The organism is Pseudacidovorax sp., assembly GCF_017991995.1.
GTDB lineage: Bacteria > Pseudomonadota > Gammaproteobacteria > Burkholderiales > Burkholderiaceae_C > Xenophilus.
Window position 1 is genome coordinate 43356 of sequence record NZ_JAGOPN010000008.1, and the last position, 12608, is coordinate 55963.

Below are 12608 nucleotides of genomic sequence, written 5' to 3' on the forward strand. Positions count from 1 at the left end.
TTAGTTGTCGTGCACGGCCGCCGAAGGCGCCGCGTGGATGAAGAACTCGCGGTTGCCATCGCCGCCGACGATGGGGCTGTCCAGCCATTGGAGCAGCCGCAGGCCGGCATCGGCACAGCCCTGCCGCAGCCGGGCCTCGACCTCGGCGTACAGCGCGGGATCGCGGACGATGCCGCCCTTGCCGATCTGCGCCGGCTGAAGCTCGAACTGCGGCTTCACCAGCATCAGCAGGCGCCCCGTCGGTGCCATCAGCGGCACCAGCGCCGGCAGCACCAGCGTCAGCGAAATGAAGGACAGGTCGCCGACGACCAGCCCGAAATCCGCGCCGCCCATTGCCGCGAACTGCGAGGGCTGCAGATGGCGCGCGTTGACCTTCTCCAGCGCCTGCACGCGAGCATCGGCCCGCAGCCGTTCATGCAACTGCCCATGGCCGACGTCCACGCCCACCACGGCGGCCGCGCCGCGCTGCAGCAGGCAGTCGGTGAAGCCGCCGGTCGCCTGGCCCACGTCCAGACAACGCAGGCCGGCGACATCGAGCTGCGCCGCATCGAGTGCGCCTTCGAGCTTCAGGCCGCCGCGCGAGACGTAACGGGCCTCGGCCGCGTCCGCCAGTTCGAGCTCGGCCGTGGGCGGCACCTCGTCGCCGTTTTTGGTGGCCGAACGCCAGGGCTGGCCGGCATGCAGGCGCCAGCGCAGGCCGCCCGCGATCAGGCGCGCCGCCTGCGAGCGTGAAGCGGCCAGGCCGCGTTCGACGAGCAGCTGGTCAGCGCGCATGGGAGGAAACAGGAGCAGGCCGGGCCGCCCCGTGCGAGGCGCCGCGACCACCGGCTCCGGCGCGCCGCTTGCGCCCTGCACGGACGCCCAAGGCGGCGGCACGAAGCCCGGTGGGTGCTCAATAGCGGTAGGTGTCGGGCTTGTAGGGCCCGGTCTTGGCGACGCCGATGTAGGCGGCCTGCGCGTCGGTCAGCTCGGTGAGCTGGGCGCCGACCTTCTTCAGGTGCAGGCGCGCGACCTTCTCGTCCAGCACCTTGGGCAGCACGTAGACCTTGCCGGCCTCGTAGGCGTCGGGCTTGGTGAACAGCTCGATCTGCGCGATGGTCTGGTTGGCGAAGGAGGACGACATCACGAAGCTGGGATGGCCCGTGGCGCAGCCCAGATTGACCAGGCGGCCCTTGGCCAGCAGGGTGATGCGCTTGCCGTCCGGGAAGATCACATGATCGACCTGGGGCTTGACCTCTTCCCACTGGTACTTCTCGATCGAGGCGACGTCGATCTCGTTGTCGAAGTGGCCGATGTTGCAGACGATGGACTCGTTCTTCATCGCCAGCATGTGCTCGTGGCGGATCACGTCCTTGTTGCCGGTGGTGGTCACGAAGATGTCGGCCTTGTCGGCGGCGTATTCCATGGTGACGACTTTGAAGCCTTCCATCGCGGCCTGCAGGGCGTTGATCGGGTCGATCTCGGTCACCCACACCTGGGCCCGCAGGGCGGCCAGGGCCTGGGCGCAGCCCTTGCCCACGTCGCCGTAGCCGGCCACCACGGCGACCTTGCCAGCGATCATCACGTCGGTGGCGCGCTTGATGCCGTCCACCAGCGATTCACGGCAGCCGTAGAGGTTGTCGAACTTGCTCTTGGTGACCGAGTCATTGACGTTGATCGCGCGGAACAGCAGCGTGCCCTTGGCGGACATCTCGTTCAGGCGGTGCACGCCGGTGGTGGTCTCTTCGGTCACGCCGATGATCTCGGCGGACTTGCGGCTGTACCAGGTCGGGTCCTGGGCGATCTTGGACTTGATGGCGGCGAAGAGGATGCGCTCTTCTTCGCTCGACGGGTTGGCGACCACCGAGAGGTCCTTCTCGGCGCGCTGGCCCAGGTGCATCAGCAGCGTCGCATCGCCGCCGTCGTCCAGGATCATGTTGGGGCCTTCGCCCTTCGAACCCTTGGGGCCGAAATCGAAGATGCGGTGGGTGTAGTCCCAGTAGTCCTCCAGCGACTCGCCCTTGATGGCGAACACCGGGGTGCCGCCGGCGGCGATGGCGGCGGCGGCATGGTCCTGCGTCGAGAAGATGTTGCACGAGGCCCAGCGCACGTCGGCGCCCAGGGCCTTGAGGGTCTCGATCAGCACCGCCGTCTGGATGGTCATGTGCAGCGAACCCGTGATGCGGGCGCCCTTCAGGGGCTGCGCTGCCGCGAATTCCTCGCGGATGGCCATGAGACCGGGCATCTCGGTCTCGGCAATCTTGATTTCCTTGCGGCCCCAGTCGGCCAGCGAGATGTCGGCGATCGCCAGATCGGCGGACGGGTCGGCTTTGAGAACGGCGCTCATGCAATGCTCCAGAACACGGGTTTCAGGGTTTCCGCTGCACGTCGGGAGAGGGAGAGAAAGCACTCACCACGGCGCGATGCGGGTGAGCGTGGTTGCGTATGAATTCCGAGCCTCACGCCTGACGGCGCTGCAACGCTCCTCGGTTGGGGGCGGATTCTACAAAAGCGGCGATGCACCCTGACCCTGCACGGCCACGGCCAGCGCCTCCGCCGACCAGGCGACCACCTCGATGGGCTCGCGGCGGCCCCGCACCTCGATGCGCCGCATTTCGCCGGCCGCCGGCGACAGGCCCGCATGCCTCACCGCGAAGCGCGAGGCCACCAGCGCCGCGCCGGCCGCCTTGGTCTGCTCCTGCAGCCGGCTGGCGGTGTTCACGACCTCACCCACGGCGGTGAAGCTCTGCACGTCCAGGTGGCCGACCTCGCCCACGGCGGCCGTGCCCGCATGCAGGCCCATGCCGAAATCGAGGGACTGGCCGAATTCGCGCTCGAATTCGGCGCTCCACGCGCGCAGCCGCGCGCTGATGAGCGCCGCCGCGCGGAAGGCCCGCCGGCAGGCGAGATCCAGGCCTTCCTCCAGGCCGAAGAGGGCCATCACGCTGTCGCCGATGAACTGGTTGGGCACGCCGCCCGCCTCCCGCACGGCCTGGCCGACCAGCGCGAAGTAGCGGTCGAGCACGTAGACGAGGTCGAAAGGCCACTGGCGCTCGGCCAGGCCGGACCAGCGGCGCAGGTCGACGAAGAGCACGGCCACCTCCCGCTCGCCGTCCAGCCGCGGACGGTGGCCTTCGGCGGCCGCGCCGGCGCCCAGCAGCGGGGAGACCTCCAGATCGCCCGTCGGCCTCAATTGGCAGGCGAGCCTGACCTGGGCGCCGGCACGCACACGGGCCAGCGTGCGTTGCTCGTCGGGGCCGGGCGGCGGGCAGTGCCCGGCAGGGCCCGCCACCCGCACGCGGCAGGTGGAACAGCGCGCCCGGCCGCCGCACAGCGACAGGTGGGCAATGCCATGGGCCCGGCTGGCCTCCAGCACGCTCCAGCCGACGGGCACCTGCACGCTGCGATCCGGATAGCGCAGCGTCAGCATGCGGCCACCGGACAGCCGATGCAGCCGCCCTCGTGCAAGGCGGGCGAGCAGCCATGCCGCCAGCAGCGTGACGTAGAGGTCCTGGCCGTGCTCGGCCAGCAGGCCGAGCCGGTGTCCCTGGACGGTGCCGGGCGCATTCACCGGTCCTGGCGCGAACTGCCACTCCCGCCCCATCGCCACGAAACCCAGCGCCGCCAACGTGGGCAGCAACACGGCCGCCGTGAGCAGCAGCGGCTGCGCCCGCCGCCAGCGCGGGTCCGCGCGCAGGGCGAAATGCAGGCCCATGCAGCCATGCAGCCAGGCGGCGGCCAGTGCGATGACCTGGAAGGCACCGCCGGCGCTGGCCCACAGGCCCTCGACCACCCGGGCGTAGCTGCCGTTCAATCCGAACAAGGTGTAGCCGCCGCGCATCGACGCCAGGTGCGAGGCCAGCAGCAGCGGCAAGGCGAAGCCCAGCACGATGCGCAGCCCCTGCGAAGGCGGCATGCACAGGCTGCGCCGCTCCCACAGCGCCACGAAGGCGAGGGCCAGGTGGACGGCGACCGCGCCATAGAGCAGCAGCGTGCCCGGCCAGGAATGCCAGAAGGCGCGAAGCGGCCCCAGCGCTCCTTCGGCCACCCGGAGCGAGACCAGCCCCAGCGCGTGGTTGAGCAGGTGCAGCGTCACGTAGGCCATCAGCACCAGGCCGCTGGCCCAGCGCAGATCGCGGCGCGAACGCAAGGAGAAGGGGGCGGGGGCGGCCGGTGCGGCGACCGGCGGAGGCGGGCTCATGGGCGGCTGAGCATAATCGCGCGCCCATGAGCGACCGGCCCTCCAGTCTCGCGCTTCGGCGCTTCGCCCTCTTCGACGACCTGCCCCCGGCGCGCCTGGACGCACTGGCGGGCCGCTGCGTCTGGCGCCGGGTGGCTGCCGGCCAGCCGCTGTTGCTGCGGCGCCAGCCGCGCGCCGACGTCTATCTTGTGATCGACGGCGCCGTGCGTGTGACCACCTACGGCGCCAATGGCCGGCAGGTCACTTTCCGCGACCTGGGTGCCGGCGAGATCGTCGGCGACCTGGCCGCGCTGGACGGCCAACCCCGCTCGGCGGACGTGATGACCGTCGAGGACAGCCTGGTGGCGGTGCTCGACCGCGAGGCCTTCCTGGAGCTGCTGCAGGACGAACCGACGGTGGCGCGGCGCCAGATGCAGCGCCTGACCACCCTGGTGCGCCAGTTGTCGGAGCGGGTGATCGAGCTGAGCACGCTGGGCGTGCAGAACCGGCTTCACGCCGAATTGCTCCGGCTGGCCCGCACCGCCAGCCCGGATGCCGCCGCCGGCGAGGTGCGGCTGGCGCCGGCGCCTCGCCATGCCGAACTCGCCAGCCGCATCAGCACCAACCGCGAGCAGGTCACCCGCGAACTCAATGCGCTGGTGCGCAGCGGCCTGCTGCGCAAGGAGGGCGACGCCCTCGTCGTCACCGACGTGGCGCGCCTGGCCCGCGTGGTCGCCGAGGTGACGGGCGACGGCGGCGCCTGAGGCGCGTCGCGCTCAGTTCAGTTCAGCCCGCGCTGCGGTCCGGCCACGGCATAGCGGCCCGCGCCCAGCAGCATCACCGCCAGGGCACCGAAGAGGTACAGCCCCTGCAGTTCCAGCGCCCAGCCGCCCTGGCCGGTCAGCGTGAAGAACTGGCTGGTATGCACCAGCAGGAAGGCCACGATCATGTTGATCACGACCACCGCCGCGGCCGGGCGCGTCCACAGGCCCAGGATCATCAGCGCCGGCGCCAGCACTTCGCCCACATAGACGAGGTAGCCGATGGCCCCGGGAAGGCCGTGGGCGGCCAGCATCTTCACGATGAAGCCCGGGCCCGTGCCCAGCTTGAAGATGCCGTGCAGCAGCACCAGCACGCCGACCGCCAGGCGCAGCACCAGCTTGCCGGCATCGTCGTGGCGGGGAAGCAGCGCGGCGCCCGTCTCGGAGGAAGCGTAGGACATGGCGGGCCTCACAGGGGTTGTTGGGCGGCGCCAGAGGCCTGCTGACGCTGCGGCTCATGCTGCATGTTGGCGGGCAGGCGGCTGTCGACGAAGGCGCGCGGGTCCAGGTTCTGGTTGGGCGCATGGGCGGCGGCCACCGCCTCGGCCTGCACCTGGGCGCGGGTGCGGGCACTGACGAACACGGGCTGCTGGCCGAAGCTGCTGGCTTCGCCGATGGCGGCCACGTCGCCGCTGCGCTCGGCGGCGACCAGTTGCTGTTGCACCTCGGCACGCGACAGGGTGCTGTGCACCGCCGTGCGGTTCTGCTGGATGTAGTCCTCCTGCGTTTCGGCGGAGGCTGCACCGGCAGCGAGCGTCAGCAGGGCGGCGGCGAGGAGAGCGGTCTTGTTCATGGCGAATCCTTTCGAGGGTCGGGAGAGAGAGGTCGATCCCGTCGCGGCAGGTGCCACCGGATCGATGCCTTGCAGTTTCTGCCCCTCGCCGGTGCGCGGAAGTGCGTTTACGCACACGTCCGGACAAGTCGCCCCGCGCGCTCCTGCCGCCGCAGGCCGTGTTGTCCCGGATTTCTGTGGATAAGTCTGGGCATATTCCTGGGAAGGCATCGCCAAGGCCCGTTCCCCCGTGCACTTTGGACGGATTGCCTGTTTCGCAGGCACAGGGCCGGCCTGCACCTGCGCCTCCCCGGTACGAGGGCCGGCCATGCCCCGTTCCCGCCGGGCCGGCTGCAAAGCGGAATTGTCCGACGCGGTCCCCTTCGCAATGCGAGGACATTTTCCGGATTTGCATCGTCTCGGAGACGGCCTGTCAGCCTCAACGGCCAATTGGCCGTTGAGAAACAAAGCGCGATAACATGGTTGCGAAAGGTTTCCCAACATGGGGAAAACTCTCGCCAAATGTCATTCAGGTTGTTGTTTTCAAAGGAAAATCAAATCTTATCCTTGTTAAAAACATTTAATTACAAGTGAATGTTTTTTCCTGACCCATTGAGATGCGGGACCCGTTTTTATGTCCTCCTTGAGCTCCGAAGAAATAGCGTATTACGAAAGTGTTCACTGCGATCGGCAATGGCGCCTTTTCAATCAGGCGCTGGGCGTGGAACTGGGCGAAGGGCTCCCGGACAGCGAATTGAAGGCGCTGTTCGCCCGTCTGGGCCGGCGAGTGGCGCAGTCGATGCCGCTGGAGCGCTGCCAGACCGTGGCCGAACTCGAGGCGGCGATGAACCGCACCTGGGCCGACATGCACTGGGGCTTCGTGCGCCTGCACGAGGACGAGGACCGGCTGTGGCTGCAGCACCACTGCCAACCGCTGGTGGCCAGCTTCGGCAGCGTCTCGCTGCCCTGGGCGCAGAGCTTCTTCGAGGGCGTGTACGAGGGCTGGCTCGAAGCCCAGGGCTCGCCCGCCGCGCTGGCCGTGTCGGCGCTCGTGCCCGATGCGGCCGAGCCCACCGTCAGCCCGCGCATCCATCTCCAACTCCACCGACGCGCCGATCGATGACTGCTCCCGTGCCTCCCGACGACATCGTCGGCCTGTTCCAGAAATTCGACGGCGACGCCGGCAGCTACCGCAAGTTCGCGTCGCCGGCCGCGCCCGAGCCGACGGCCGAGTGGCCCCTGCTTGCTTCGCCCCATACGGGGGCTGCGCCGTCGACGGGGACCGGCCCCGCGCAGGCGGAGCCGACCTCCCCGGCCATGCCCTCCGCGCGATTGGCGCCACTGCTTCGCCATGCGGCAGCCAGCGCAGCGGCGCCCTCGCTGCCCGTGGGCGCAGCGACCGCCGGCAACGATGCGCGCATGGCACCGCTGCAGCAACTGTTCGAGCGGCTGGCGCAGCAGCCGCCTGCATCGTCCAGCCCGCCCGTGGTGCGGCATGGGCTGCTGCGCAGCTGGCGCCGCCAGGCCTGAGCCGCCATGGCGACCGTGCTGGCCCTGGTGGCCTCCAAGGGCGGGGTGGGCAAGACCACGCTGGCAGCCAACCTGGCCGCGGCCCTGGCACGCCAGGGCCGGCCCGTGCTGGCGCTGGACCTGGATCCACAGAACGCGCTGCGGCTGCATCTGGCGCCACAGCCCCTGCCCACCAACGGCCTGGCCGACGTGGTGCTCGGCCGCATCGGCTGGCGCCAGAGCATGATGCGCGGCCGCGGCGGCGTGGTGCTGCTGCCCTTCGGCCAGCTCGACGACGAGCAGCTCGTCGCGTTCCAGCAGTCGCTGGCCGCCCAGCCGGACTGGCTGGCGCTGGCCATCGAGGGCTGGGCCTTGCCGGCCGACGCCGTGGTGGTGGTGGACACGCCGCCCGGCCCGTCGGTCTATCTGCAGCAGGTGCTGCGCGTGGCCTCGCTCGCGCTGATGCCGCTGCTGGCGGACGCGGCCTCCTTCGCCACGCGTGAGCTGGTCGAGCGCATGGTCGACAAGTACGCCCGTGCACGCGCCGGCTTCGGCGGGCTGCTGTACCTGGTCAACCAGGTCGCGCCCGAGCGGCGGCTGGCGCGCGATGTGCTCCAGCGCCTGCGCGACGAGCTGGGCCCGCGCCTCATCGGCGAACTGCACCAGGACCAGGCCGTGAGCGAGGCCATGGCGCACATGCTCCCGGTGGCGCAGTACGCGCCGCACAGCCAGGCCGCGCACGACATCGACGAGGCGGTGCGGCGCCTGCTGCCCCACCTGGACGCCACCAGCCCCGGCCACTGGCCCGCCCAGGCGTGAGGCGTCGCTCAACGGCGCCCCCAGGCGCATCGGGAAGGCCCGCCGCATGACGCCGTCGCCGGCGCACCCCGCCGCACAGCCGCCCGCCTGGCTGGGCCTGCTGCCCGTGCGCGTGGGAGGCTGGCTGCTGGCGCTCGTGCTGCTGGCGCTGGTGGTCATCACGCCGCTCACGCTCGGGCAGCAGCTCCTGCTGTCGGTGACGTGCTTCGTCGCCGCCCTCGTGGTCGGCCGCGCCCGCGGCCGCTTCGCCAGCCTGGTGATGATGGTGCTGTCGGTGACGGTGTCCTCCCGCTACCTCTACTGGCGCTTGACCGAGACGCTGGTGCTGCCCGGCGTGCTCGACCTGACGCTGGGCGCCGGACTGCTGGTGGCGGAGGTGTACGCCTTCGTGGTGCTGGTGCTGGGCTATGTGCAGACGGCCTGGCCACTGCAGCGCCGGCCGGTGCCGCTTCCTGCAGACCCGGCCCATTGGCCCACGGTGGACCTGTTCATTCCGACCTACAACGAGCCGCTGGATGTGGTGCGCAGCTCGGTGCTGGCGGCCCAGACCATCGACTGGCCGCGCGACAAGCTGCGCATCTACGTGCTGGACGATGGCCGGCGCGAGGAATTCCGCGTCTTCTGCGAAGCCGCCGGCGTGGAGCACCTCACCCGCACGGACAACCGCCATGCCAAGGCCGGCAACATCAACGCGGCCCTCAAGCACACCCATGGCGAGTTCATCGCCATCTTCGACTGCGACCACATCCCCACCCGCTCCTTCCTGCAGATCGCGATGGGCTGGTTCGGACGCGACCCGAAGCTGGGCATGGTGCAGTTGCCGCACTACTTCTTCTCGGCCGATCCCTTCGAGCGCAACCTGGGCACCTTCGGCACCGTGCCCAACGAGGGCGAGCTGTTCTACGGCCTGATCCAGGACGGCAACGATCTGTGGAACGCGGCGTTCTTCTGCGGCTCCTGCGCCGTGCTGCGGCGCACGATCTGCGAGGCCGTGGGCGGCATCGCCGTGGAGACGGTGACCGAGGACGCCCACACGGCGCTCAAGATGCACCGCGCCGGCTACAACACCGCGTACCTGGCCCTGCCGCAGGCAGCGGGCCTGGCCACGGAGAGCCTGTCCGGCCACGTGGGCCAGCGCATCCGCTGGGCGCGGGGCATGGCGCAGATCTTCCGCACCGACAACCCGCTGCTGGGCAGGGGGCTGAGCTGGGCCCAGCGGCTGTGCTACCTGAATGCGATGCTGCACTTCCTGTACGGGTTGCCGCGGCTGATCTACCTGACCGCGCCGCTGGCCTACCTGCTGCTGGGTGCCAGCGTGATCCATGCGTCGGCGGCCATGATCTTCGCCTTCGCGCTGCCGCACATCCTGCATGCCAATCTCACCAACAGCCGCATCCAGGGGCGGTTCCGCTACCTGCTGTGGAACGAGGTCTACGAGGCGGTGCTGGCCTGGTACATCTTCCGTCCCACGCTGGTGGCGCTGCTCAATCCCAAGCTGGGCAGCTTCAACGTCACGGCCAAGGGCGGGCTGATCGCGGAGCGCTACTTCGATGCGCAGATCGCCAAGCCCTACCTGGTGCTGCTGCTGCTGAACGTGGTGGGGCTGGGCTTCGGCGTGTGGCGCCTGGGCTGGGTGCCGGCGCACGACACCCTCACGGTCTGGCTGAACATGGCCTGGACGGTCTACAACGTGCTGATCCTGGGCGCCTGCGTGGCGGCTGCCAACGAAGCGCAGCAACGGCACGAGACGCATCGGGTGCGGCTGCAGGTGGCGGCCACGCTCTACACGCCGGACGGCGTGTCGATGCGTTGCGAGACCAACGACTTCTCCCGGCAGGGCCTGGGCCTGCGCCTGCCGCAGCCGGTGGCGGCGAAGACGGACGACCGCGTGTCGGTCGCGCTGTTCGCGGGCGCGCAGGAGCACCGCTTCGACGCCGTGGTGCGTCACCACCAGGACGGGCGCATGGGCGTGCGCCTGGACGCCATGACGCTGGCGCAGGAGCGCGCCTTCGTGCAGTGCACCACCGCGCGCGCCGACCTGTGGGCGGCCCGCTGGGGCAACCATCCCCGCGCGTCCGTGTGGTCGGTCCTCGCGCACATCAGCCGGATCAGTGTCATCGGACTTCGCGACATGAGCTTCCACTACCTGCGCCAGGCGGGCCTGCGCATCGGCCCCGATCCGCGGCCCTCGGTGCGACAGGCGGCGAAATGAACGGCATGCGCGCTGCGCCCCATGCGCCCCGCCGGTCGCCGGCATGCGGCCGCCGCCTGCTGCCCGCCGCGCTCGCCCTCGGCCTGCTGGCAGGCCCGGCGCCGGGCCTGCACGCGCAGCAGCCCGCGCCGACGGGCGCGGCGGCGGCGACCGTCCCGGCACCGGGCACGGCCGTGGCAGGCCCGCCCGTGCGCGAGGCCACGCTGCGCCAGCTGGGCGTGGACTACGCCATCCAGTTGCGCGGCACCAGCGGCGCCGTGGGCATTCCCTTCAGCGTGCGGGCCGACGAGCTGGTCACCGGGGGCAGCCTGCGGCTGAACTACACCTTCTCGCCGGCGCTGATCCCCGCGCTGTCGCACCTGAAGGTCAGCGTCAACGACGTGGTGCTGGCCACCTTGCCGGTGGACCCTGCCGCCGCGGGCCGGCCGCAGACCGCCGAGATCGCCATCGACCGCCGGCTGGTGACCGAGTTCAACCGGCTCGTGGTCGAGCTGGTCGGCCACTACACCCGCGACTGCGAGGATCCCAACCACAGCAGCCTGTGGGCCGCCATCGACAGCGGCAGCACGCTGCGACTGTCCGTCCAGCCGCTCACGCTCGACAACGACCTGCGCCTGCTGCCGGTGCCCTTCTTCGACCGGCGCGACGTCGGCCGGCTGACGCTGCCCTTCGTGCTGCCCGCGGGCGCCGCCCCCGAGGTGCTGGAGGCCGCGGGCATCGTCGCCTCATGGTTCGGTGCGCTGGCCGGCTACCGCGGCGCCCGCTTTCCGGTCAGCGAGGACACCCTGCCCACCGACGGACATGCGGTGGTCTTCGCCACGCCGCAGGCGCTACCCGCGGGGGTGGCGATGCCGCCCATCGACGGCCCCCAGCTCGCGGTCGCGCCGATGCCCGGCCACGCCCAGCGCAAGCTGCTGCTGGTGATGGGCCGCGACGCCACCGAGCTGCGCAGCGCCGCCTCGGCGCTGGCCCTGGGTTCTCCCGCGCTCGCAGGTGCCCAGGCGCGCATCGCCGGCTTCGAGCCGCCGCCTGCGCGCAAGCCCTACGACGCGCCGCGCTGGGTGCCCAGCGACCGCCCCGTGCAACTGGGCGAACTGGCCCAGGCCCAGGACCTCAACGTCAGCGGCTATGCCCCCGACGTGATCCGCGTCAACCTGCAACTGCCGCCGGATCTTTTCACCTGGCGCAGCCACGGCATGCCGCTGGCGCTGCACTACCGCTACACCCCGCGCGTGCGGCCCGACCAGTCCACGCTGAACATCAACATGGGGCAGAGCTTCATCGGCGCGGTGCCGCTGCGGGCCGCCAACACGCTGCACGACGCGTGGTGGAACCCCTTCGCGCTGCCGCTGCTGCCCGACGGCACCGTGGCCGAGAAGAAGACGGTGCAGGTGCCGCCGCAGCTGCTGGCGCCCAGCAGCCAGCTGCGGCTGCACTACTACTTCGAGCCCAGCGCCGGCAAATGCCAGCCGCTGCTGGCCAACGTGCGCGGGGCCATCGACCCGGACTCCACGCTCGACCTCTCGGGCCTGCCGCACTACATCGCCATGCCCGATCTGGCCGCCTATGCCAATGCGGGCTTCCCGTTTTCGCGCCTGGCGGACCTGGCGGACAGCGCGGTGCTGCTGCCGCCCGCGCCCACGGCGCAGGATCTGGGCCTCTACCTGGGTCTGATGGGCCAGATCGGCCGCAGCACCGGTTACCCCGCCCTGCGGCTGCGCGTAGGCGACGTCCGCAGGCCGGCAGAGGTGGCCGACAAGGACCTGCTGGTGCTCGGCGACCTGGACCGCCAGCCGCTGTTCGGCGAGTGGCGCGCGCGCATGCCCCTGAGCCAGCCCGCGGCCGACACCCAGAGGCTGGAACTGCCGGGCTGGCTGCGCCGCGCGCTCGACATCGTGGCCGGCTCGCGCATGCGGCAGGACCTGCCCCAGGCCGCGCAACTGGACCTGCGCGGCGCCGGCCGCGAGACGGCGGTGCTGGCCGGCTTCGAGTCGCCGCTGCGGCCCGGCCGCAGCGTGATCGCCGTGGTGGCCGAGCCGGGCCAGGGCGACAAGCTGCTGGACGCGCTCCAGACGCCAGAACTGCTGCAGCGCGTACAGGGCAGCATGGCCGTGGTGCGCGAAGGCCGCGTGGAGAGCGTGCTCGGCGGCCAGCCTTACTACGTCGGCCGACTGCCGCCTCTGACCTGGCTGCAATGGCAGCTTTCGCGCAATGCCTTCATGCCCGCGTTGCTGGCCCTGGCCGCCGCGGCGCTGGCAGCGGCCGTGGCCTATGCCGGGCTGCAACGGCGCGCGCGGCGCCGGCTGGAGTGACAGC

General features: G+C 70.8%; 11 protein-coding genes and 1 riboswitch. Of the genes, 6 read left to right on the top strand and 5 right to left on the bottom strand.

Annotation, left to right across the window (positions count from 1 at the left end; all coding sequences use genetic code 11):
• The 3 genes from KBC94_RS12580 to KBC94_RS12590 form a co-directional block, all read right to left on the bottom strand.
• Positions 1-774, bottom strand: a complete 774-nt coding sequence (locus tag KBC94_RS12580) for a TlyA family RNA methyltransferase (protein WP_294370473.1) — start codon at positions 772-774, stop codon at positions 1-3.
• 118 nt (positions 775-892) lie between these two features.
• Complete coding sequence (gene ahcY / locus KBC94_RS12585; RefSeq protein WP_294370474.1) at positions 893-2326, bottom strand: adenosylhomocysteinase; 1434 nt, start codon at positions 2324-2326, stop codon at positions 893-895.
• A gap of 77 nt (positions 2327-2403) precedes the next feature.
• Positions 2404-2473: riboswitch (S-adenosyl-L-homocysteine riboswitch) on the bottom strand.
• A 9-nt stretch (positions 2474-2482) separates the two neighbouring features.
• Complete coding sequence (locus tag KBC94_RS12590) at positions 2483-4180, bottom strand: adenylate/guanylate cyclase domain-containing protein (RefSeq protein ID WP_294370475.1); 1698 nt, start codon at positions 4178-4180, stop codon at positions 2483-2485.
• A gap of 26 nt (positions 4181-4206) precedes the next feature.
• Here KBC94_RS12590 and KBC94_RS12595 point away from each other — a divergent pair, with 26 nt between their 5' ends.
• The gene (locus tag KBC94_RS12595; RefSeq protein WP_294370477.1) at positions 4207-4923 is read left to right on the top strand and encodes a Crp/Fnr family transcriptional regulator; all 717 of its coding nucleotides are present in this window, start codon (positions 4207-4209) and stop codon (positions 4921-4923) included.
• 17 nt (positions 4924-4940) lie between these two features.
• Here the strand turns inward: KBC94_RS12595 and KBC94_RS12600 are convergent, their stop codons facing one another.
• Both KBC94_RS12600 and KBC94_RS12605 read right to left on the bottom strand, forming a co-directional pair.
• Positions 4941-5381: a DoxX family protein gene (locus KBC94_RS12600; RefSeq protein ID WP_294370478.1), complete on the bottom strand. Its 441-nt coding sequence runs from the start codon at positions 5379-5381 to the stop codon at positions 4941-4943.
• A gap of 8 nt (positions 5382-5389) precedes the next feature.
• Entirely contained in the window at positions 5390-5773 is a 384-nt protein-coding gene (locus KBC94_RS12605; protein ID WP_294370479.1) for a DUF4148 domain-containing protein, read from the bottom strand.
• Between the two features lie 613 nt (positions 5774-6386).
• On the opposite strand from KBC94_RS12605, the gene bcsD reads away from it, so the two are divergent.
• The 5 genes from bcsD to bcsB are packed head-to-tail and all read left to right on the top strand — an operon-like array spanning position 6387 to position 12604.
• Complete coding sequence (gene bcsD, locus KBC94_RS12610) at positions 6387-6875, top strand: cellulose biosynthesis protein BcsD (protein WP_294370481.1); 489 nt, start codon at positions 6387-6389, stop codon at positions 6873-6875.
• On the top strand, positions 6872-7282 hold the full coding sequence (locus tag KBC94_RS12615) for a hypothetical protein (RefSeq protein WP_294370483.1): 411 nt from the start codon (positions 6872-6874) through the stop codon (positions 7280-7282). The genes bcsD and KBC94_RS12615 overlap by 4 nt, the downstream gene beginning before the upstream one ends.
• Before the next feature lie 6 nt (positions 7283-7288).
• Positions 7289-8080 carry a cellulose biosynthesis protein BcsQ gene (bcsQ, locus tag KBC94_RS12620; protein ID WP_114802310.1) on the top strand — a complete coding sequence of 264 codons (792 nt, stop codon included), beginning with the start codon at positions 7289-7291 and terminating at the stop codon, positions 8078-8080.
• Positions 8081-8126: 46 nt separating this feature from the next.
• Entirely contained in the window at positions 8127-10292 is a 2166-nt protein-coding gene (bcsA, locus tag KBC94_RS12625) for a UDP-forming cellulose synthase catalytic subunit (RefSeq protein WP_294370486.1), read from the top strand.
• A gap of 5 nt (positions 10293-10297) precedes the next feature.
• On the top strand, positions 10298-12604 hold the full coding sequence (bcsB, locus tag KBC94_RS12630) for a cellulose biosynthesis cyclic di-GMP-binding regulatory protein BcsB (protein ID WP_294370488.1): 2307 nt from the start codon (positions 10298-10300) through the stop codon (positions 12602-12604).
• Positions 12605-12608: the final 4 nt, after the last annotated feature.